The sequence below is a fragment of the Streptomyces sp. NPDC093109 genome, assembly GCF_040701725.1.
Taxonomy (GTDB): Bacteria; Actinomycetota; Actinomycetes; order Streptomycetales; family Streptomycetaceae; genus Streptomyces.
This window is the reverse complement of the sequence record NZ_JBFBEZ010000018.1, coordinates 20,749-42,365: the sequence shown is the minus strand read 5'-3', so window position 1 is coordinate 42,365 and position 21,617 is coordinate 20,749. Positions and strand designations below refer to the sequence as shown.

Sequence of the window (21,617 nt, the reverse complement as noted above, 5' to 3'; positions counted from 1 at the left end):
CCGGGCAGTGGGCGGTACCTGGTGGGGGAAAGGGGGCGGTTACGCCTTCGGGTCGTGCTCGTGGTCGTGGTCCCGCGCCTTGGTGGTGGCCTTGAGGCCCTTCGGCGCCACGGCCGCCTTCTTGACGGTGCTGACGTCGTGCGCGTATGTGCCCACCGCGTTGGCGATGACACCGATGTTGATGCCGAACGCCTTCATGTTTACGTTGCCGATGTCGTCGCAGGCCGCGTGGTAGCACGCGTCGTACGCGACGTCCGCCTCACCGCCGTAACGCTTCGCCTGGGCCGCGGTCTTGATGCCCTCGGCGCCCGTGAACGTACCGCCCGCCGGGATGCCGACCTCGATGAACGGGCCGTAGTCCGAACGGCCGTTGAACTCGGATCCCTCGTGCGGGATCCGCTTCGTGTCCAGGTACTTCTGGATGGCCTTCTCGATCTGGGCCGAGCCCTCCGGGCCCGGTTCGGCGGTGTCGCTGTCCGAGCCGTCGCCGTCGTACACGAACTGCGCGTGGTTCGGGCTCGCGATCATGTCGAAGTTCAGGTAGAGCGCGAGGTCGGCGCGCTGCTTGTCGGTCAGCTCCGCCACGTAGTGCTCGGAGCCCAGCAGGCCCAGCTCCTCCGCCGACCACCACGCGAAGCGGACCTTGTTCGTCGGCTTCTCGTGCGTCTTGGCGAGTTTGAGGGCGACGTCGAGAAGACCGGCCGAGCCCGAGCCGTTGTCGTTGATGCCCGGGCCCGCGTCGACCGAGTCGAGGTGGGAGCCGAGCATGACCGTACGGTCGGAACGGCCGCCCCTGGTCTCGGCGATCACGTTGCGGGTGGTGCGCTGCTCCTGGAGCTGGCGGACCTCGAAGGAGACGCTCACCGGGCCCCCGGCGACGTCGGCGGCGAGCGCCCGGCCGTCCTCCTGGCTGATGCCGCCCGTGGGGATCACGCCGACGTCCGGGTCGCCGAGGGTGCCGCTCAGGGCGCCCGTCGTGTTGTTGTAGATGATCGCGCCGACCGCGCCCGCCGCGCCGGCCTCCTGCTGCTTCTGGGCGAAGGTGCAGCCGCCGCGCTGGATGAGCGCGATCCTGCCGGTGTACGCGTCGGCCGCGTAGTCGCCCGCGGCGCAGCCGGTGGCCGCGCTGACCGGGACGGCCGCGATCTCCGCCGTGACGCCACCCACCGGGGTGGACCTGGTGTACGACATGGCGTGGATGTCGATGTCGCGCGGCGTCGGCGCGGTGACGGCGAGCTTCTCGGCCAGCGTCTTGATGTAGGTGATCTCGAAGTCCTGGTACGAGACCTGGTAACCGGCCTTCTTGAGCAGGTCGTGGACGTACGACGCGCTCTTGTCGTGGCCGGGGGTGCCCGCGGCCCGGTTGCCGTCGTTGGCCTCCGCGATCGCCTGGAACTTCTGGAGGTGCTTGTAGGCGTCCTTCGCGGACGAGTTGCGGACCAGCTCCTTCGCGAGCTTCGCCCCCTCCTTGGCGGGGTCGTGCCGGCCGGCGGCGGAGTGCTGCGAACCGTTCTGCGAACCGGCTACGGCGGGCGAGGAGGCGGAGAGCAGAAGGGGGGCGGCGAGCGCGGTGGCGGCTGCTACTGCCACGAATCTGCGGGACGTTGCGGTCACAGGAGTCCTCTCGGTGCGATCGAACGTGAGCGAAGTTCCAGGAAAACTAGCGACCTGCGCGGCGGTTGTGAACACATGTGGCGCACGTCACGGAACGTTTCCGCAGATCGCGGCGTTAAAGGGGCGCGTCTGCGCCGGAGATCGGCCGGAACTTGCTCAAGTCGCCTTGCCGCGAGGTGACTTGCGGGTAGCTTTGGTGGCGGACGCCGGCTTCGCGGCCGTCTTCTTCGCCGCCGTCGTCGTCTTTTTCGCTGTCTTCTTTGCCGCTTTTTTCGCCTCCTGCTTGAACGCCCGTACCTTGGCCAGCGATTCGGGGCCCGTGATGTCCGCCGCCGAGCGGTACGCGCCCTCGTCGCCGTACGCGCCCGCCGCCTTCCGCCAGCCCTCCGGGCGTACGCCGAACTGCTTGCCGAGCAGCGCCAGGAAGATCTGGGACTTCTGCGCGCCGAACCCGGGCAGCTCGTTCAGCCGGTTCCGCACCTCCGCGCCCGTGGTGGCGTCGCGCCAGATCGCGGTGGGATCGCCGTCGTAGTGCTCGACCAGGTACTGGCAGAGCTGCTGTACGCGCCCGGCCATGGACCCCGGATAGCGGTGCACGGCGGGCTTCTCCGCGAAGAGCGCGGCGAAGGCGTCGGGGTCGTGGGCGGCGATGGCGCGGGCGTCGAGGTCGTCCTGGCCCATGCGGACGGCGATGGTGTACGGGCCGCTGAAGGCCCACTCCATCGGGACCTGCTGGTCGAGGAGCATGCCGACGAGCGCGGCCAGCGGGCTGCGGCCGAGCAGGGCGTCGGCCTCGGGCTGCTGTGCGAGATGAAGGGTGGGACTCATCCCACGATGATCGCCCGGGGCGGGTGGTGGGGCAGGGAGCCACGCGCCATCTGTGTGTTCATATGACTATTTAATGGTCCGGATGGGGGATTCTCCGGCTGGGTAGATCACGGTGTCAGCGCAATCTCGGGAAACGCGCGTCTGCGGAAAGCGCATCGTTCGGAAAGGCCGTTCCACCGTGACTCAGCCCTTCGTACTGCCGGATTTCTACATGGCGTATCCGGCCCGTCTCAACCCCCATCTGGAGGAGGCCAGGGTGCACTCCACGGAGTGGGCCAGGGGCATGGGAATGCTGGAGGGATCGGGGGTCTGGGAGGAGTCCGACCTCGCAGCCCACGACTACGCGCTGCTCTGCGCGTACACCCATCCCGACTGCGACGGACCGGATCTGTCGCTGGTCACCGACTGGTATGTGTGGGTGTTCTTCTTCGACGACCACTTTCTTGAGGTCTACAAGCGCCCCCAGGACCGGGAGGGCGGCAAGGCGTATCTCGAACGGCTGGCCGCCTTCATGCCGATGGATCTCGCGGACGGTTTCCCCGAGCCGACGAACCCGGTCGAGGCCGGCCTCGCCGACCTCTGGGCGCGTACGGTCCCGAGCATGTCGCCGGCCTGGCGGAGGCGGTTCGCCGAATCGACGGAGAACCTGCTCAACGAGTCCGACTGGGAACTGTCGAACATCAACGCGGAGCGCGTGGCCAACCCCGTCGAGTACATCGAGATGCGCCGCAAGGTCGGCGGCGCGCCCTGGTCCGCCGGGCTCGTCGAGTTCGCGGCGGGCGCCGAGATCCCGGCCGCGCTGGCGGACTCCCGGCCGCTGCGGGTCCTGAAGGACACGTTCTCGGACGCGGTCCATCTGCGGAACGACCTCTTCTCGTACCAGCGGGAGATCGAGGAGGAGGGCGAGCTGAGCAATGGCGTGCTCGTGCTGGAGACCTTCCTCGGCTGTACGACACAGGAGGCGGCCGACGCCGTCAACGACCTGCTGACCTCCCGTATCCAGCAGTTCGAGAACACCGCGCTGACGGAGCTGGGGCCGCTCTTCGCGGAGACGGGCACGGACCCGGTGGGCGCCGCCGCCACGCTCGCGTATGTGAAGGGGCTCCAGGACTGGCAGTCCGGCGGGCACGAGTGGCACATGCGCTCCAGCCGGTACATGAACGGCGCGGGGGAGGGCGGGGGCGAGGGTGCCGGAGAGGGTGTGGGCGCTCCGCCGCCGCTGTTCTCCATGACGCCGGTCGGGCTCGGTACCTCCGACTTCGCCCGGGTCATCGGGTCTCTCGGTGCGGGAGCCCCCGCGCGGGCGCGCAGCCACAGCCATATCCCGTTCCAGCAGGTCGGCCCCTCCCAACTGCCCGACTTCCAGATGCCGTTCGCGCTGAAGCTGAGCCCGCATCTGGACCACTCGCGGGAGCACACCGTCGAGTGGGCCCACCGCATGGGGATCCTGGAGGCGCAGCCGGGCATCCCCGGCTCCGGCGTCTGGGACGAGGAGCGGATCCGCCGGATCGACCTGCCGCTCTGCTCCGCCGGCATCCACCCGGACGCCACGCCCGAGGGCCTCGACCTGACCTCGGACTGGCTCGCCTGGGGGACGTACGGGGACGACTACTTCCCGGTGGTGTACGGGAACGCGCGGGATCTGGCGGGCGCGAAGGCGTGCAACGACCGGCTGGCGCTGTTCATGCCGGTCGAGGACCTCACCGCGACGCCGGAACCGGCCACCGCGCTGGAGCGGGGGCTGGCCGACCTCTGGGTGCGGACGGCGGGGCCGATGGAGCCGGAGGCGCGGCGTACGTTCCGTACGACGGTGGAGGAGATGACGGCCAGCTGGCTGTGGGAGCTGGCCAACCAGGCGCAGAACCGTATCCCCGACCCCGTCGACTACATCGAGATGCGCCGCAGGACCTTCGGCTCGGACATGACGATGAGCCTGTCCCGGCTGAGCCACGGCAAGCGGGTGCCGCCCGAGATCTACCGCACGGGCCCGATGCGCTCCCTGGAGAACGCGGCGCAGGACTACGCCTGTCTGCTGAACGACGTCTTCTCATACCAGAAGGAGATCGAGTTCGAGGGCGAGGTGCACAACGGGGTGCTCGTCGTGCAGAACTTCTTCAACTGCGACTATCCCACCGCCCTGCGGATCATCGACGACCTGATGAACGAGCGGATGCGGCAGTTCCAGCATGTCGTCGCCCATGAACTGCCCGCGCTGTACGACGACTTCGCGCTCGACGCGGACGCGCGCGCGGTGCTGGACGGCTATGTGGCCGAGCTGGAGAACTGGCTCTCGGGGATCCTCAACTGGCACCACGGCTGCAAGCGTTACAAGGAGCACGAGCTGCTGGAGGACCGCGCCGGGATCGCGGGCTGGCTGCCGCCCGTGCCGAGCGGTCTCGGCACCTCGGCGGCGCGGACGCGGCTGCTCGGCTGGGAGCCGACTCGGTCATCCGTACGAGAGGTGCCCCAAATGGCGCAGTAACTCGTTCGAGCGTCAGGGAGTTTGGCATCCGGTCAGGGGGATCGACTACCGGATGGGGGCCGCGGGTGGTGAGCGGAGACGCGCTGAACGGGCGCGGGGACGCGCGGTACGGACGGGGGGACGCGCGGTACGGGCGGGGCGGTGTACGGGCGGCCGTGCTGACGGCCGTCGCCGGCTGGGTGCCGGGCGAGCCGGTGCGGAACGAGGCGCTGCCCGCCGCGTGGGAGGTCGACGACGCGTGGGTGCGCAAGCGCACGGGCATCGGCAGCCGGCACCGGGCGGGCGCGGGGGTGTCGACGGGGGACCTGGCGTATGAGGCTGCCCGGCGGCTGGTCGGTCCGGGACCGGGGCCGGGGCCGGGGCCGCGGCCGGACGCCGTTGTGCTGGCCACGGCCACGCCCGACCATCCCTGCCCCGCCACCGCCCCCGCGCTGGCCGCGCGGCTCGGGCTCGGCCAGGTGCCCGCGTTCGACATCGGCGCGGTGTGCAGCGGCTTCGTCTACGGACTCGCGGTCTGCCACGGTCTGATCGTGTCCGGGCTGTACGACCGGGTGCTGCTGGTCGGCGCGGACGTCTACTCGACCTGGCTGGACCCGACGGACCGCTCGACCGGCGTCGTCTTCGGTGACGGCGCCGGCGCGGCCCTCATCGGCGCGGGCCGGCCCGGCGATCCGGGCGAGCTGCTCGCCTTCGACCTCGGCAGCGACGGTACGGAGCACGGTCTCGTCACCGTGGCCGGCGGCGGCGCCCGGGCGCGGTCGCTGCCCGGTCCCGACGGCGAGCGTGACCCGTACTTCCGGATGCGTGGCCGGACTGTTTATCAGCACGCGGTTGAGCGAATGACCGGTTCCTGCCGATCGTTGCTGCACACCGTGGGCTGGGAAGCGGACGAGGTCGACCATTTCGTACCGCACCAGGCCAATGTCCGGATCCTGCGCTCCGTCGCGGACCGGCTCGGGATCGGTGCCGAGCGCTGTGTCGTCCATCTCGACCGCGTGGGCAATACGGGCGCCGCGTCGATCCCGCTGGCCCTGGCCGACGCGGCGGCGGACGAACGGTTCCGGGCGGGCGACCGGATGCTGCTGACCGCCTTCGGCGGCGGCCTGACCTGGGGAACGGCCGCGCTGCGCTGGCCCGGCCCGGCCCCCCGAGAGCAGAGACGTACGACGGAAGGAAGGGAAGGGCAGTCATGACGTGGACGACAGCTGAGCGGGGGAGCGCGGGCGGGGGAGCCGATCGGGGGAGCGGGCGGCGGGGGCCGGCCGAGGTCGCGGTGACCGGGCTCGGGGTGGTCACACCGGCGGGCACCGACGAGCGGGCGTTCTGGACCGGGCTGTGCGCCGGGTGGTCCGTCGCGCGGCGGCTGCCCGAACTGGCCGGGATGCCGGTCGACTTCGCGTGCGCGATCGGCGACGCGGCGGAGGCGGGCGGTCCGGCGGAGGCGGACGGTTCGTCCGGCGCGGGGGACCCGTTCGGCGCGGGGGACCCGCCCTGGGCGGGGGGCTCGCCCTGGGCTGCGGAGATCGATTTGGACGCCGTCGTGGGCGGGCGCTCGGTGTGGCGGATGGCGCGCTTCGTGAAGCTGGCGCTGATCGCGGCCCGGCAGGCGGTGGCGGACGCCGGGCTCGACCCCGCGACCTGGGAGGCGGGCCGGGTCGGCGTGGTGCTCGGGGTGGGGGTCGGCGGGGTCTCCGTACTCGTCGACAACGCGCTGCGGCTGCGCGACGAGGGACCGGAGGCCGTCTCCCCGCTGCTGGTGCCGATGATGATCCCGAACGCGGCGGCCGGGGAGGTGGCCATCGCGCTCCGCGCCCAGGGCCCGAGCTTCTCCCCGGCGACGGCGTGCGCCTCCGGGGCCACCGCGATCGCCCTGGCCCGCGATCTGCTGGCGGGCGGGCAGTGCGATGTGGTGGTGGCGGGCGGCGCCGAGTCCGTACTGACCCCGCTGGTGGTGACGGCGTTCGCGCGGATGGGCGCGCTCTCGGTCCGTACCGGCGACCCGGCCGCGGCGTCACGGCCGTTCGCGGCGGACCGGGACGGGTTCGTGCTCGGTGAGGGGGCGGCCATGGTGGTGCTGGAGCGGGAGGCGGACGCGCGGGCGCGGGGGCGTGCGCCGCGCGCGCTGCTCGCGGGCGCGGGTTCGAGCACCGACGCACACCATCCCACGGCGCCCGCGCCGCACGGGCGGGTGGCACAGGCGGCGGTGGAGACGGCGCTGCGGGAGGCGGGGTGGAGCCCGTACGACGTGGAGCATGTCAACGCGCACGGCACATCCACGCAGCTCAACGACGCCATGGAGGCCGCGCTGATCGATCGTGTCTACCCGCGCCGGCCGCCCGTCACCGCGCCCAAGGGCGTGCTGGGGCACACGCTGGCGGCGGCCGGGGCGATCGAGGCGGTGGCGACCGTACTGACGCTCGAACAAGGGATCATTCCGCCGATCGCCAATCTGGACGCGCCCGCGGTGGAGTTCGACGTGGACTGTGTGACGAAGCAGCCGCGCCGGCAGTGGGTGGAGACCGCGGTCAGTCACTCGTTCGGTTTTGGCGGGCACAATGTCGCGCTGGCGTTCCGGAGGGCTTGACGTGGTGTGACCAGGGACGACGAGGTGACTGGCGGGGCGCAATAGGGGCGCGTTCGGAGCGTGCGGGGAGGCGCGCGGGTGGCGCCGTTGTGCGCCCGTCGAATGGATGTCTTGGGGCCACCTTGGGCTAGAGAGTCGTTTCTTCGTGATCGCTTGATCGTTCTACCTCTGTGACCGTAATGACCAACAGCGACGCCGTGAATCCCGTCATTCCACCGGACCGGACGGATCCGGCGGGTCTGGCGGATCCGGCAGATCTGGCGGATCCGGCGGGCCCTACCGTGGAGCGGTTGACGGGCGTGCTGTTCGGTACGGACTTCGGGCGCGAACACGAGCCGTGGCGCCGGCTCGCCGCCTCGGAGCCGTTCCGCCGCCGGCCGGGCGCCACGGCGGAGCGGCGGCTCTCGCTGGCGTACGACCGGTTGCGTACGGTCAACGACTCGCTCGCGGATCCGGCGGCCCTGGTCGCCGACCCGCGCGCGCTCGCCGCGCTGCACGAGTGGCTGAGCCCGGTCGATCCGGTGTTCGCGACGGTCGCCGGGATCCATTACAACCTGTTCCTCGGCAGCCTGGCCGACCATCAGCCAGGCCCGGGGGGAGGCCGGGATCTCTCCGACTTTCTCGCGCTGCGCCGCGTGGGCACGTTCCTCTGTACGGAGGTGGCGCACGGCAACGACGCGGTCGGCGTCGAGACGACCGCGACGTACGACCGCGAGCGGGACGGCTTCGTGCTGCGCACGCCGCACGCGGGGGCGCAGAAGTTCATGCCCAACACCGGTCCTGCGGGCGGCCCGAAGAGCGGGGTGGTCGCGGCGCGGCTGCTGGTGGACGGCGTGGATCACGGCGTCTTCCTGTTCCTGACGCCACTGACGGAGCTGACGGAGCTGACCGAGCTGACCGAGCTGACGGGTGGGGCATCCGCTTCCGTACGGCCGCTGCCGGGGGTACGGGTGCGCGCGCTGCCCGCGCGGCTCGGCGCCCCGGTCGACCACTGCCTGACCTCGTTCGACGACGTCTTCGTCGGGCGGGACGCGCTGCTGGCGGGCCCGCACGGCGGCCTCGGCGCGGACGGGGCCTTCCACAGCGAGAGCCCCAACCGCCGCCGGCGCCTGCTGCTCTCCATCGCCCGCGTCACCCCGGGCAAGCTCTCGATGAGCGCGTGCGCCGTCGGCTCCGCGCGGCTGACGCTGGCGCTCGCCGTACGGTACGGCGGCCACCGGCTGATCTCCGGCGCGCGCGGCGCGGGCCCGGTGCCGGTCCTCGCCCACCGCAGCCACCACGGCCCGCTGGTGGAGGGGCTGGCCATGGTCTTCGCGATGACCCTGCTGCACCGTACGGCGGTCGACGCGTGGGTGACGCGTACGGCGGCGACCGAGGCGGCGGCGGAGCGGCTGGTCGCGGTGGCCAAGGGGTGGATCACCTGGCGGGCGCGCGAGGTGATCGTCGAGTGCCGTGAACGGTGCGGCGCGCAGGGCCTGTTGGAGAACAACGGCATGGCCGAGCTGCTGATCGGCGTCGAGGGCGCCATCACGGCGGAGGGCGACAACCTCGCGATCCACGTGAAGGCGGCGGCGGAGATGCTGTTCGCACCGGAGGGCGACGGCGTTCCGGCGGACGGTGGCGTCCCCGCCGAGGCGCGCGAGCTGGCGGATCCCGACTTCCAGGACGACCTGCTCGCCGCCGTCGAGGACCTGTGGCTGGACCGGGCCCGCCGCCGTATGGCCGACGCGCCCCTCGGTGACGCCCTCGTCCGCTGGAACGCCGCCTCCGGTGCCGCCCTGCGCGCGGTCGAGGCGCACGCGTACCGCCGGGCGGCCGAGGCGTATGGAACGGCGCTGGAGGGGACAGGGGCGGAGAAGGAGACAGCGGCGGAGGAGGGGACAGGGGCGGAGGAGGGGACAGGGGCGGAGGAAACGGCGGAGGCGCGGGCCGCGGGTCTGGTGCGGTCGCTGCGCGGGCTGTTCGTGCTCCGCTGGGTGGCGCGCAACAGCGGCGATCTGCTGGCCGCCGGGCGGCTCGCCGCGCGGCACGTCGCCGAGCTGCCCGAGGCCGTCGAGGCGCTCGTCGAGCGGCTGGCGCCGGACGCGCCCGTGCTGGTGCGCGCGTTCGCGCTGCCCGAGGAGCTGCTCGCCGATCTGCCGATCGCCGGGGCGGGGTACGTCGAGGCGTACGACGACCCGGAGGGGCCCTGGCACGCCGAGGGGCATCCGGACGTACCCCGGGCCGCCCAGGACGCCCAGGACTCCGGGGACGCCCAGGACGCCCAGGACGCCCAGGACTCCGGGGATGCCCAGGACCCCCGTGCCCTCCAGGACCCCCGTGACCTGCGGCGACGAGGTGCGGTTCCGTGCGGGACCGGATGAGCGAGTCCGCCGCCCCGCCCCGCCCGCCCCGGCTGCCCGATCCGCATCCGCGCGACCCGGCCGACCCGGCGTACCCGGCCGCCCCATCGACTTCGTACGACCCGCGCGTCCCGCGAAGGCGCGCTTCCGGCGTGTGCCCAGCACGTATGACCGTGACTGCGTACGCGCTCCCCACCCACCCTGCGAGAGGAACCTGCCATGACCACGAACGTGACCCCGATCCACCCGAAGATCGCCGAGGTGCTCACCGGAACCTTCAAGGTCCCCGCGGCGGAGATCGTCCCCGAGGCCACCATGGACAGCCTGGAGATGGATTCCCTGGCCGTCGCGGAGTTCGCCGTCATCATCAAGGAGACGCTGGGCGTCGTCGCCGACTCCGAGGCGGTTCTCAAGGGCGCCTCGCTGGCCGAGATCACCGCGTACCTCGACCAGACGGCCGAGGACGACGGCCGATGACCGGACCCACTGTCGCCATCACCGGCCTCGGCATGATCACACCGGCCGGCCTGGACACCGGATCCACCTGGGACGGTGTGTGCGCCGGTGTCTCGCTCGCCCGTACGATCCCCGAACTGCGCGGCGGCGCACTGGACTTCGCCTGTACGGTCGGCGGCGGACCGGGGGACGGACCGGGCACTGCTTCGCATGACGGCCGGGGTGGCGGCGTCGATCTCGACGCGTTGATCGGCGGGCGTACGGCCTTCCGGATGGGCCGGTACGTGAAGTTCGCGCTCCTCGCCGCGCGCGAGGCGGTCGCGGACGCCGGGCTCGACCCGAAGAGCTGGGACGGTACGCGGGTCGCCGTGGTCGTCGGCACCAGCAGCGGCGGCACGGCGAACCTCACGGAACAGGCCGTGGTGCTCGACCGGCGCGGTTACGACGCGACCTCGCCGTCCGCGATCCTGCTGACGATCCCCAACATGCCGGCGGCCGAGATCGCCATCCGGATGCGGGCCACCGGGCCCAGCATGGCGCCCTGCACGGCCTGTTCGTCCGGTGTCACCGCGCTGCACGTGGCGCGCGACCTGCTCGCCACCGGGCAGTGCGACATCGCGGTGGCGGGTGCGACGGAGTCGATCATCTACCCCGTCGCCATGGCGGGCTTCGCCCGCTCCGGCGCGGCGGCGCTGGCCGGGCCCGGGGACGATCCGGCGCTGCTGTCACGGCCGTTCGCGAAGGACCGCGCCGGTCTGGTGGTCGGTGAGGGCGCCGCGATCATGGTGCTGGAGCGCGAGGTCGACGCGCGGGCGCGCGGCGCGGCGCCCCGGGCGCTGCTGGCGGGCGCCGGTGCCACCACCGACGCGTACCACCCCACGAGCCCCCACCCGTCGGGCGTCGTGGCGCAGCGCGCGGTGGAGGCGGCGCTGCGGGACGCGGGGTGGAGCCAGTACGACGTCGACCACGTCAACGCGCACGGCACCTCGACCCAGCTCAACGACGCGACCGAGGCGGCGCTGATCAGCAGGCTCTTTCCGCACCGGCCGCCGGTCACGGCGCCCAAGGGGGTGCTGGGGCACTGTATGGGCGCGTCCGGGGCGATCGAGGCGGGGCTGACGGTACTCACCCTTCAGTACGGTGTCGTACCGCCGATCGCCAACCTGGACGCGCCGGCGGTCGAGTTCGACATCGACTGTGTGACGAAACAGCCGATGCGGATGCCGATGGACCGGGCGGTCACCCACTCGTTCGGCTTCGGCGGGCACAACGCGGTGCTCGCGCTGGAGCGCGCCTGACGCGGTCCGCGTGCGCCCAACTCCCGTTACCGGCCTGTGCGCCCACCCGGCGTATCGCCGTCCCCTTCCCGCGCGTACCACGCGTAACGCGGGGGACGGCCCAGCGGCTGCGGCTCCTGTTTCCTGCTGCTGCTCTTGCTGCTGTTCCCGTTTCCTGCTCCACACCCAAGCCCCCTTTCGGCCACCCCTCAGCCCTACTTGGAGATCCCCCCATGCCCAGGCGCCGCCCACGCCCGTCGTTCCGCGGACGCACCGTCGTCATCACCGGCGCCGCACGTGGTGTCGGCGCGCAGCTCGCCCGTACGCTCTCGGCGCGCGGCGTCCGGGTGGCGCTCGTCGGCCTGGAGCGCGCCGAACTCGCCTCCGTCACACGGTCGTTGGTGGGTGAGGCGGACTACTGGTACGCGGATGTCGCCGACGCCGAGGACATGTTCCGTACGGCGCGGTCCGTCGCGCGGCGCTTCGGCGGGGTGGACGCGGTCGTCGCCAACGCGGGGGTCGCGGTGGGCGGGCCGTTCCTGCACGCCGACCCGGCGACGTGGCGGCGCGTCATCGAGGTCAACCTCGTCGGCGGCGCCAACACCGCCCGCGCGTTCCTGCCCGCGCTGCTCGACTCCCGCGGCTACTACCTCCAGATCGCCTCGCTCGCCGCGCTCGCGCCGACGCCGATGATGACGGCGTACTGCGCGTCCAAGTCCGGTGTGGAGGCGTTCGCCCACGCCCTGAGGGCCGAGGTCGCCCATCACGGGGTGGGGGTCGGGGTCGCGTACCTGACCTGGACGGACACGGACATGGTGCGCGACGCGGAGCGCGAGCCGATGCTCCGCGAGCTGCGCGCCCGGCTGCCCCGGCCCGCCGGCCGTACGTATCCGCTGGCGCCGGCGGTCGACCGTATCGCCGACGGCCTGGAACGCCGCGCCCCCCACATCTACGCCCAACGCTGGCTGCGCGCCGCCCAGTTCCTCCGCGCCGCCCTCCCGGCGGCGGCGGCCCGCCGCGCCCCGGACTACATGCCCGCGCTGGAGTCCCTGACCCCGCCCCTGACCACGCCCGTGACCACTGCCGTGACCACCCCTTTGGTCGGCCCGGGCGGCGCGGCAGACGCGGCGGAGTGGTCCGCCGGGACGGCGGCAGTTCTGCGACGTTAGATTCATCTCCGGCAAGATTTTTGACTCTTGTGTCGCGGCTGCGTGGAATTGGGCGGGCCGCGTCGCGAAGAGGGGGACGCGGTTGACGTCGGCCCGTAGGCTTGTGGTATGAGCGATGCTGGGAAGCACATCAAAGAGGTACGTAAACGTCGTGGACTGAGCCAATCCGAACTCGCCGCCGCTTCAGGCGTTTCGCTGTCCATCATCCGCAAGCTTGAGCAAGGCGAACGGGAATCCGCTCGCCTGGAGACGCTTCGCAAGCTGGCGTCCGCCCTTCGAGTGCCGACGATGCGGCTGACGAACGGTCCACGGGAGGAGGGGCCCACGGCAGGTACCGAAGAACGCTGGGGATCTGTACGGGCGGCCCTTGAACGACCGCCGCAGGATCCGGACCTGGAAGACGAGCGGCCGACCAGCGGCGGGGTGTCCCGGGCTCTCGCGGATCTTCAGGAGCAGCCGCAGTACCGGAAAGACAGGTTCAGTGAACTGACTGCCTTACTTCCGGCTCTCCTGCGTGACGCGGAGGCGCTGGGGACGGAGGGGCGTGAGGTACGCGTCCGTGTTCTGCAATTCATCGGCGTGCTCATGGTCCAGACACGGCAGTTCGACGTGGCGGAGCTTGCACTCAACCGAGCCATGGATGACGCCGCCGACCGTATGGAGCGGGCCACTACGGCCAACACGCAGAGCTGGTTGCTGCTGCGACAGGGCAAGTTGGACGACGCCTTGAACGTGGCCGTGAAGTGGGCGGATGAAGTGGAGCCGCGCCTGTCCCGGGCGACACCGGCGGAGCTGAGCACATGGGGGCTGATGCTCCTGAAGGTCTCGTCGGCCGCCATGCGCAACAACCAGCCCGGACAGGGCCACGATGCTCTCAAACTGGCCAAGGCCGCAGCTGTGGCGATGGGTCGGGAAAGGGTGACGGAGGCGGACGCGAACCGCACGTTCGGCCCCACGCGCGTGCAGTTGATGCAGGTGGAGAACGCGGGCGTACTCGATCGGCCGGACGCCGTACTTCGTCTTGCCGAGCGTGTCCCGGCGATCACGCTGCGGCCCACGAGTGGCAGCCGCAATCGGCATCATCTCGACGTGGCAGAGGCGTTGGCCAAGACCGGAAACTATGTTGATGCCTTCGAAAGGCTGGCGGCTGTCGGTCGGGCGGCGCCCGAATGGCTGCCTCATCAGCCCTACGCGCGAAGGGTTCTCAAGCGAGTCATTGAAGGACGTCGAACGCTGACACCGGAGATGCGCACTATGGCAACACACATCCACCTGGAGGTGTGAGCGGTAACGTGGCACTTCTGGCCAATGGGTAATCGAAGTGACACAGACAGTGACGGACGATTCCTCTTAGTGTGACGTCAACCACCCATCCCATGGGGATACCCCCGCAACCGTGCGACCGGTCCGGGGGCGTGGTCAACGCCAACTGGGAGCGTCAACATGCGCCACACTATCGCCCGTTTGATGAGACGGGCGGAGCGACCTCCGGTTTCCGCCCAACTCCCCTCCCCCTACGCCCGAGCCAGGGCGTTCCCCCTGGTCACCGCCCCTCGCACGCCGGCCGTCCTGCTCGTCGACAGGATGGAGTTCGGACGCTGGGAGCGTGCCCGGCAGCGTCGGCGCCGGTGGGGCCTGCGGGCGGCCTGGGTCGCGCGGCAGGGTGGCGATCCCGGGCCGTACATGAATCCCGGGCCGTACATGGTCTCCGGCCTGGGGGTGGCGTGATGGAGTGCCACGGCTACGGCCACGGCGACGGCCAGGAGTGGGCTCCCGTCATCCTGCGGTGGAAGCGGCACGCGTGTTCCGTGGGGCTGGCGCGGGCGGAGTTACGTAAGACGCTGGGCGCTTGGGGGCTGGGCGCGCTGGAGGAGTCGGCCGTGCTGGTCGTCTCCGAGCTGGTCACCAACGCCGTACGCCATGCCCATGTGCCGCCCGGGCGGGAGATCGAGACCCGGTTTCTGGCCGTGCCCGAGGGGGTGCGCCTTGAGGTGCATGACGCGTGTTCCGTGCGGCCGGAGGCGCGGCGGGGACCGTCGGGTGCCGTCGACGGGCGCGGGCTCGTCCTGGTGGAGGCGCTGGCCGATGCGTGGGGCGTGGCGGACCGCGACGGTGTGGGCAAGGCCGTCTGGGCGGTGCTGCGCGGATGACATGGCTTCTGTTCCGGCTGGTGCTGGGTTCGGCGCTGGGGTTCCCCGGCGCTGATCGCCCGCGCCTGCCGGCGGGCGCGTGCCCGTGCGCACGCTGCGCCGGACTCGGTGGCCCGCCCGATCCGCACCTCATGGACCGGCTCCTCGCGTACGAGCGCGAGTCGGCGGAGTGGGAATCCCTGATCGCCTGGCTCCGGGCGGAGAGCCGCACCGGATAGGGACGGGTCTGTCCCGTTGCCGTCGGGGGAACGCCGACCGCGGTGGCCGCGCATTCGACTGCACCGCCACGGCAGTCGATGCGCGGTGGCCCGCGCTCCGTCACCGGGGCCCCGACCGGCGAGTACTGATGCGGTCAGCGAAGCATGAGCGGTCCTTGGGGCCGATGTGAAGCCCGGGGAACTGATACGGCAGACCCGGCAGGCAAAGGGCCTCACGCTCGCCGAACTGGGGAAGTTGACCGGATACTCCGGGGCCCAGGTTTCCCGGTACGAACGGGGCATCTCCCCGATGACCGACGTCGATGTGCTGCGGTGCTTCGCCGACTCCCTCGAACTTCCGCACCGGGCATTCGGCCTGGCCCCGCTCATGCCGCGACCGGAGCTCCGACACGGGCAACCGATCGGAGCAACTGGTGCCTTCCCCCGCATGCCCGCCCATAGGCTGGGTAGACCCGGGTCGGAGGGCGGTGAAGATCCTTTGCAGCGCAGGAAGTTGCTTGCGGGCCTGGCGGCCACCGCCGCAGCGGCCGCAACCCCAGTGCTTGGGAGCGGAACCGTTCAGGCAGATGAAGCCCTGCTCGGCGAGCTGCTCGTCGCTCGCTTGCGGGACGCGATGCTCGGCCTGGGGAAGGCCCCCGCCGCACCACCGGCCGAGACTCTGTCCAGCGACTTCCCCCGTGCGCTCGCAGACTTCGACGCCTGCCGTTATGCCTCTCTCGCCGTGCGCCTGCCCCGCCTCATCCGCGTCGGCCACGCGCACACACCTGGCGGCGGTACCGAGGACGACTACAGGCTCCTGGCCAAGAGCTACCTGCTGGCCACCCGCATGCTCGTCAAACTGGACGAGCAGCAGTTGGGCTGGATGGCCGCCGACCGCGCCCGCCAGCTCGCCGAGGCCGCCGGCGACGTCCTCGCGGTCGCCGAGTCAGCCCGCCAACTCGCCGTGCTCGCCCGCAAGGCCGGATGGCATGGGGAGGCCCTGTCGATCGCGCTGTCCGCCGCCGACCACCCCGACCTGCGCGACGCCGGACGAGCCGGTGCGGCAGTACGCGGTCTCCTTGTCCAGAGTGCGGCCTACACCGTGGCCAGGCGGGGCGACCGCGACGGGATGCGGGAGCTGACCGACGAGGCCGCGGCCATCGCCAAGGAACTCGGCGGCGCCACCCTGGTCCGCGACCACGGCGGTGGCTTCAGCCCTGTCACCGTGCAGCTCCACCGCATCTCCGCCGAGAACTACGCCGGCGATCCACTGGCCGCGCTCGCCGCCGCCCGCTCCATCTCCCTCAAGGCGCTGCCCAGTGTCGAGCGCCGCTCCCGGGCACTGAGCGACATTGCCGTCACCTACGACAGGCTCGGCCGCCGCAGCGACTGCATCCGCACCCTCCTGGCCGCCGAGCACTGCGCTCCCCAGGAGACCCACGCCCGGCCGGCGACCAAGTCGCTCATCTCCAGCCTCCTGGTGTCCGGACCCGCCTCAACGGAGCTACGCGGTCTCGCGGTACGCAGCGGCGTCCTCGCATAGCACCGGGGGCTGGTAATCCCCGGTGCCCGCGGACGTGGCACAGATCACCGTGGCGGCCAGCCGTGACGAGGGGGAACGGTTCGGCGATCTCGACGGGCTCCGGCTGACGGTGACGCCGACGCGCGGGGCGCCGATGGGCGGGGTCTGACCCGTGCCCGTTCGGGGAACGCTGACCGCGGTGTACCGGGGCCTGCGCTCCCTCACGGGGTGCCGTCCCGCCCCTTTCCGATCCTGACGATCGGCTACGGGAACGGGAACGGGAACGGGTACGTGGCGCGGCACGGGTCAGTGGCCATGGTCCGGAAGGTCGTTGACCGCGTGCGTTGATGTCTCGCGGAATTGTTTGGGCGAGCAGCCGACCACGCGGCGGAACGCGGTGCTGAACGCGCTCTCGGATTTGTAGCCGATCGCGAACGCGAGTTCGGAGATCGTTCGCGTGCCACGGCTCAGAGCGTCGCGGGCGAGGCTCATTCTCCACTGGATCAGATAGTCCAACGGCGTCGTTCCGACCTGGTTCTTGAAGGATGCGGCGAAGGCGGACCGTGACATGCGGCTGATACCGGCGAGCTCTTGGAGAGTCCAGGGGTGCGCCGCGTCGGCGTGCATGGCTCGAAGTGCTGCACCGATGGCGTCGTCGTTGAGCGCGCCCAGCCAGCCGGTGGGCCGTTCGGCCCCTTCGGCGTGGGCGCGCAGCATGTGGACGAACAGGACCTGTGCGAGGTGGTTCAGGACGAGAGCGCTGCCGGCGGCGGCGGTTCTGGTCTCGGCGAGCAGGAGCTCGCAGAGGTGCGCCAGGAGCTTGCCGCGGGGATCAGCGGCACGGACCAGCACGAGCAGCGGGAGAGCCTGGGCCAGGACCGGGGCGTTCGTGTCCGCGAACGAAAAGTGCCCACCACAGAGGTACGTGTCTTCCTCGTCCTCCGGGCCGATGCGTACGACACCGTCCCTGGCGCTGTCCCACACCGGCTTCGCCGGGCGCGGTGGTGCGCTGAGTGTGCTGCCCAGGATGTAGGGCGGGGGGTTGCCCAGCAGGTAGAAGTCGCCCTCCTCCAGCAGTACGGGCTTGTGCCCGTCAAGGGTCAGCCGGCATGTGCCGCGCGCGACGATACCCAGCCTGACATGGGAGGACTGATCGAAGCGCAGCGCCCACGCTCCTGCCGTTCGGAGGCCGGGGTCGAGCAACACGCGTGGGCGCAGGAGACCGATGGCGTCGGTGATCGGATCGCCGGAGCCGAGCACACGCTTCTCCTTTCGTGATGACTTTTCGTGACGAATCTCTGGACGATGCATAAAGAAATAAGGACTATGCGTGATGCATCGTACCGGGGTGTTCCTGCAGTATCGCTATCGAAGCAGGTCAGCACAGAGGGCTATGGAGGCACTCGCATGGGACACCTTGAGGGCAGAACAGCTGTGGTCACCGGCGGCAGCACCGGAATCGGTCTGGCCACCGCCGTACGTCTGGCGGACGAGGGCGCGCACGTGTTCATCACAGGCCGGCGCAGGACCGAGCTGGACGCCGCCATCGAGACCATCGGAACAACCAGGGCCACCGCGGTGGCCGGCGACATCTCCGAGGCGGCCGACCTGGACCGGCTGTACGACGCGGTGCGGGCCCGGGGGCAGGGACTGGACGTGCTCGTCGCGAACGCGGCGATCGGTGCGTTCGTGACACTGGAGCAGACCACCGAGGAGCACTTCGACCGGACCTTCGGTGTCAATGTCCGGGGGACTCTGTTCACCGTGCAGAAGGCGCTCCCGCTGCTCAATGACGGTGCCTCGGTCATCCTGACCGCTTCCACGGCCGCCGACAACGGCCAGGAGGCGTTCGGTGCGTACGCGGCGTCCAAGGCCGCAGTCCGGTCGTTCGCGCGGACGTGGTCCAACGAACTCAAGGGCCGGGGCATCCGGGTCAACGCGGTGTCGCCGGGCGGGGTCGAGACTCCCGGGCTCACCAATCTTCTCGGCGGCGAGGAGACTCTGTCCGTCGTCAAGGAGCATGCCGCCGCGACGGTGGCCAAGGGCCGCATAGGGCGTCCCGAGGAGGTCGCCGCCGCCGTGGCGTTCCTCGCGTCCGACCAGAGCGGCTACATCGTTGGCGCGAACATCTACGTCGACGGCGGGCAGAACCAGATCTGACGGACCTGACTGACCGGGGGCGGCGTCAGCGCGCGCCGAGCTTCCGGATGCGATCCGAGGGGCGAGCCGGTGGATCCCACAGCGTCAATCGGCGTGGTTGGCGAAGCCTGACCTGAGCTAATTTCGGCCGGGCAGATCGGGCGGATCAGGCAGAACGGACAGATCGCTGTCCGGATCGGACAGATCGGCCGACTCGGTGCGCTGGTCGGCCGGCTCGGTGCGCTGGTCGGCCGGCCGCGTGGCCGCCCGGTCGGCCGCCTCCCGTACGTACGTCTCCGCGCTCCGTACGAACATCGCGTGCAGGTCGCGGGCGGCCTGGGTCATGGTGGCCGACAGGGGGTGCTGGATGACCATCAGGACGGCCGGGGTGTCGGCGTCGAGGGGGCGGGTGGTGATCATGCCGGCGCGTTCCAGGGGGTCGCCGATGACACTGAAGTCCGGCAGGACCGTGGTGCCCAGGCCCTCCGCGACCATCAGCTTGCCCATCTCGGCGCCGTCCGTGGAGTACGAGAAGGTCGGGCTGCGGCCCTCCAGGAGGCGGTGCACGTAGCGGTGCATGACGTAGCCGGAGCGCATCACGATCAGCGGTTCGGAGAGGAGGTCGGCCACCGAGACCGTACGGAGGGCCGCCAGGCGGCTGTCGGAGCGTACGCAGACGACCGGGCGGCCCCGGAGGAGTTCGGTGGTGTGGAAGCCGGGCGGTTTGTCGTCGCCCTGGAGGTAGTTGACCAGCCCGAGATCGAGCCCGCCCTCCAGCAACTCCCGGTGGATCTCCGCCTGTTGAGCGCCGGTGACCTCGACCTGGGTCTCGGGGTGCGCGGCGCGGAACGCCTGGATGGTGGGGACGAGCAGCGGCACCGTCGCCGCGTTCACCGTGCCGAGCCGGATCATCCGGGTCGTACGGTGCTGGTCGTCGGCCGCCCGGCGCAGTGTGTCGACCGCGTCCAGCACACCGATGATGTGCGGCAGCAGCTCGCGCCCGGCGGCGCTGATCCGGGCGCCGGAGCGGCGCCGGTCCAGGATGTCCACGCCGAGCTCGCGCTCCAGATTCCGTACGGTCTCGCTCAGCGCGGGCTGTGAGACGTGGAGCGCCTCGGCCGCGCGGCGCAGGGACCCGAGCCTGGTGACGGCCTCGATGTATTCGAGTTGCTCTATTCGCATCCGGGCGTCTCGCATTCAACGGTGGAAGGGAAACCCTATCACCGGGTCGAATTTGCCGAATCGACCGTTGATGGGTCCGGGGGTACGCTCATCCACGTAAGAAGCCTGGGAAGCCGGGAAGCTGTCGAATAAGCCGGAAAGGCGGTGGCGCGGCAATGAACGATCTTCGGGAACTCACCCGGCGGCGCCATGTCGACCTGGTCCGTGTCTCCAGCTCCCTGTGTCTGCGGCGCCCGGTGCTCGCGGCTTCCGCTCCTGTGTCCGCGTAACGGCTGAGTAGCTCCACACCGCCGTAGCGGCCGTAGCCGGACGTAGCGCTTTCTCTTTCCCGTCTCGCGGGATTTCTTCGCGCCTTCGCGCCTCCGTGGAATTCATCCACTTTTCACATTCGCCTGCCTGAATCCGTACACCGGGAGTTCCCGATGTCTTCTCCGTCTTCTCCGTCTGCTCCGTCACCTCTCCGCTTCGCCTACTGGGTGCCCAATGTGAGTGGCGGCCTCGTCACGAGCAGGATCGAACAGCGCACCGACTGGGGATACGACTACAACCGCGAACTCGCCGTACTCGCCGAGAACAGCGGCTTCGACTACGCGCTCAGCCAGGTGCGCTACATGGCCAGTTACGGCGCCGAGTACCAGCACGAGTCGACCAGCTTCAGCCTCGCCCTCCTCCTCGCGACCGAGCGGCTCAAGGTCATCGCCGCCGTACATCCCGGGCTCTGGCACCCGGGTGTGCTGGCCAAGCTCGGTGCCACCGCCGACCACCTGTCAAAGGGGCGGTTCGCGGTGAACGTCGTCAGCGGCTGGTTCAAGGACGAGTTCACCGCACTCGGCGAACCGTGGCTGGAGCACGACGAGCGCTACCGCCGCTCGGAGGAGTTCATCCGCGCGCTGCGCTCCGTCTGGACCGAGGACCACGCCGAACTGGCCGGGGACTTCTACCGGATCAGGGACTTCTCGCTCAAGCCCAAACCGCTCAACACCCCCGAGCGCCCCCACCCGGAGATCTTCCAGGGCGGCAACTCCACGGCCGCCCGCGCGATGGCCGGCCGGGTCTCCGACTGGTACTTCAGCAACGGCAAGGACTTCGACGGCGTCACCGAGCAGGTCAGGGACGTACGGGCCGCGGCCGACGCCGCCGGGCGGGCCGGGCGGGTGCGGTTCGGGCTCAACGGGTTCCTCATCGCCCGTGACACCGAGGCCGAGGCGCGCGATGTCCTGCGCGAGATCGTGGCGAAGGCGGACACCGAGGCGGTCGAGGGCTTCGGCTCGGCGGTGAAGCAGGCGGGCCGGTCCGCCGCCGACGGCAAGGGCATGTGGCAGGACTCGTCCTTCGAGGACCTCGTCCAGTACAACGACGGCTTCCGTACCGGGCTGATCGGTACGCCGGAGCAGATCGCCGAGCGGATCGTGGCGTACAAGCGGCTCGGCGTCGACCTGTTCCTCCTCGGCTTCCTGCACTACCTGGAGGAGGTCGAGTACTTCGGCAAGCGGGTGCTGCCGCTGGTGCGGGAGCTGGAGGCGCAGCTGCCTGAGGAGGAGCGGGAACGGCTGGAACGGGGCGAGCCTGTGGCCGCCGCCGGCTCCTCGTCCGTCACGGTCTGATCCCTCGCCCCTCCCTCGTACCCCTCTCGCTCCTCCCTCGCCCCTCTCTCGTCCCCCTCTCGTACCGTCAG

18 protein-coding genes and 1 pseudogene are annotated in these 21,617 nt (G+C 70.9%); 15 read left to right on the top strand and 4 right to left on the bottom strand.

What is annotated here, in order from left to right; genetic code table 11:
• Positions 1 to 39: 39 nt before the first annotated feature.
• Both AB0389_RS18915 and AB0389_RS18910 read right to left on the bottom strand, forming a co-directional pair.
• Positions 40 to 1,614, bottom strand: a complete 1,575-nt coding sequence (locus AB0389_RS18915) for a M28 family metallopeptidase (RefSeq protein WP_366396553.1) — start codon at positions 1,612 to 1,614, stop codon at positions 40 to 42.
• A gap of 156 nt (positions 1,615 to 1,770) precedes the next feature.
• Positions 1,771 to 2,442: an HhH-GPD-type base excision DNA repair protein gene (locus AB0389_RS18910; RefSeq protein WP_366396552.1), complete on the bottom strand. Its 672-nt coding sequence runs from the start codon at positions 2,440 to 2,442 to the stop codon at positions 1,771 to 1,773.
• Positions 2,443 to 2,620: 178 nt separating this feature from the next.
• On the opposite strand from AB0389_RS18910, the gene AB0389_RS18905 reads away from it, so the two are divergent.
• The 12 genes and pseudogenes from AB0389_RS18905 to AB0389_RS18850 all read left to right on the top strand — a co-directional run bounded on the left by AB0389_RS18905 (position 2,621) and on the right by AB0389_RS18850 (position 16,642).
• Positions 2,621 to 4,924, top strand: a complete 2,304-nt coding sequence (locus tag AB0389_RS18905) for a family 2 encapsulin nanocompartment cargo protein terpene cyclase (protein WP_366396551.1) — start codon at positions 2,621 to 2,623, stop codon at positions 4,922 to 4,924.
• A 155-nt stretch (positions 4,925 to 5,079) separates the two neighbouring features.
• The gene (locus AB0389_RS18900) at positions 5,080 to 6,117 is read left to right on the top strand and encodes a beta-ketoacyl-ACP synthase 3 (protein ID WP_366396659.1); all 1,038 of its coding nucleotides are present in this window, start codon (positions 5,080 to 5,082) and stop codon (positions 6,115 to 6,117) included.
• Positions 6,114 to 7,508 carry a beta-ketoacyl-[acyl-carrier-protein] synthase family protein gene (locus tag AB0389_RS18895; protein ID WP_366396550.1) on the top strand — a complete coding sequence of 465 codons (1,395 nt, stop codon included), beginning with the start codon at positions 6,114 to 6,116 and terminating at the stop codon, positions 7,506 to 7,508. The genes AB0389_RS18900 and AB0389_RS18895 overlap by 4 nt, the downstream gene beginning before the upstream one ends.
• A gap of 179 nt (positions 7,509 to 7,687) precedes the next feature.
• Entirely contained in the window at positions 7,688 to 9,871 is a 2,184-nt protein-coding gene (locus AB0389_RS18890; protein ID WP_366396549.1) for an acyl-CoA dehydrogenase, read from the top strand.
• 210 nt (positions 9,872 to 10,081) lie between these two features.
• On the top strand, positions 10,082 to 10,327 hold the full coding sequence (locus AB0389_RS18885; protein WP_366396658.1) for an acyl carrier protein: 246 nt from the start codon (positions 10,082 to 10,084) through the stop codon (positions 10,325 to 10,327).
• Complete coding sequence (locus AB0389_RS18880; protein WP_366396548.1) at positions 10,324 to 11,604, top strand: beta-ketoacyl-[acyl-carrier-protein] synthase family protein; 1,281 nt, start codon at positions 10,324 to 10,326, stop codon at positions 11,602 to 11,604. The genes AB0389_RS18885 and AB0389_RS18880 overlap by 4 nt, the downstream gene beginning before the upstream one ends.
• A 212-nt stretch (positions 11,605 to 11,816) precedes the next feature.
• Complete coding sequence (locus tag AB0389_RS18875) at positions 11,817 to 12,752, top strand: SDR family oxidoreductase (RefSeq protein WP_366396547.1); 936 nt, start codon at positions 11,817 to 11,819, stop codon at positions 12,750 to 12,752.
• 108 nt (positions 12,753 to 12,860) lie between these two features.
• Positions 12,861 to 14,036, top strand: coding sequence for a helix-turn-helix transcriptional regulator (locus tag AB0389_RS18870; RefSeq protein ID WP_366396546.1), 1,176 nt, complete (start codon positions 12,861 to 12,863; stop codon positions 14,034 to 14,036).
• A gap of 443 nt (positions 14,037 to 14,479) precedes the next feature.
• Complete coding sequence (locus tag AB0389_RS18865) at positions 14,480 to 14,902, top strand: ATP-binding protein (RefSeq protein ID WP_366396545.1); 423 nt, start codon at positions 14,480 to 14,482, stop codon at positions 14,900 to 14,902.
• Positions 14,899 to 15,120 (top strand): hypothetical protein, encoded by a 222-nt coding sequence (locus AB0389_RS18860; RefSeq protein ID WP_366396544.1) that lies wholly within the window; start codon positions 14,899 to 14,901, stop codon positions 15,118 to 15,120. The genes AB0389_RS18865 and AB0389_RS18860 overlap by 4 nt, the downstream gene beginning before the upstream one ends.
• A gap of 166 nt (positions 15,121 to 15,286) precedes the next feature.
• Positions 15,287 to 15,445 (top strand): annotated as a pseudogene (locus tag AB0389_RS18855) (helix-turn-helix transcriptional regulator); the annotation flags it as partial.
• 213 nt (positions 15,446 to 15,658) lie between these two features.
• A complete protein-coding gene (locus AB0389_RS18850; RefSeq protein WP_366396657.1) occupies positions 15,659 to 16,642 on the top strand; it encodes an XRE family transcriptional regulator in 984 nt (327 codons plus the stop codon).
• 285 nt (positions 16,643 to 16,927) lie between these two features.
• Here the strand turns inward: AB0389_RS18850 and AB0389_RS18845 are convergent, their stop codons facing one another.
• Entirely contained in the window at positions 16,928 to 17,881 is a 954-nt protein-coding gene (locus tag AB0389_RS18845) for an AraC family transcriptional regulator (RefSeq protein WP_366396543.1), read from the bottom strand.
• A 147-nt stretch (positions 17,882 to 18,028) separates the two neighbouring features.
• Between AB0389_RS18845 and AB0389_RS18840 the strand changes: the two genes are divergently transcribed.
• A complete protein-coding gene (locus AB0389_RS18840; protein ID WP_366396542.1) occupies positions 18,029 to 18,781 on the top strand; it encodes an SDR family oxidoreductase in 753 nt (250 codons plus the stop codon).
• Positions 18,782 to 18,898: 117 nt separating this feature from the next.
• On the opposite strand, the gene AB0389_RS18835 is transcribed toward AB0389_RS18840, so the two are convergent.
• Positions 18,899 to 19,942, bottom strand: coding sequence for a LysR family transcriptional regulator (locus AB0389_RS18835; RefSeq protein WP_366396541.1), 1,044 nt, complete (start codon positions 19,940 to 19,942; stop codon positions 18,899 to 18,901).
• A 155-nt stretch (positions 19,943 to 20,097) separates the two neighbouring features.
• On the opposite strand from AB0389_RS18835, the gene AB0389_RS18830 reads away from it, so the two are divergent.
• On the top strand, positions 20,098 to 20,211 hold the full coding sequence (locus AB0389_RS18830) for a putative leader peptide (RefSeq protein WP_366396540.1): 114 nt from the start codon (positions 20,098 to 20,100) through the stop codon (positions 20,209 to 20,211).
• A 153-nt stretch (positions 20,212 to 20,364) separates the two neighbouring features.
• Positions 20,365 to 21,546 (top strand): dimethylsulfone monooxygenase SfnG, encoded by a 1,182-nt coding sequence (sfnG, locus tag AB0389_RS18825; RefSeq protein WP_366396539.1) that lies wholly within the window; start codon positions 20,365 to 20,367, stop codon positions 21,544 to 21,546.
• Positions 21,547 to 21,617: the final 71 nt, after the last annotated feature.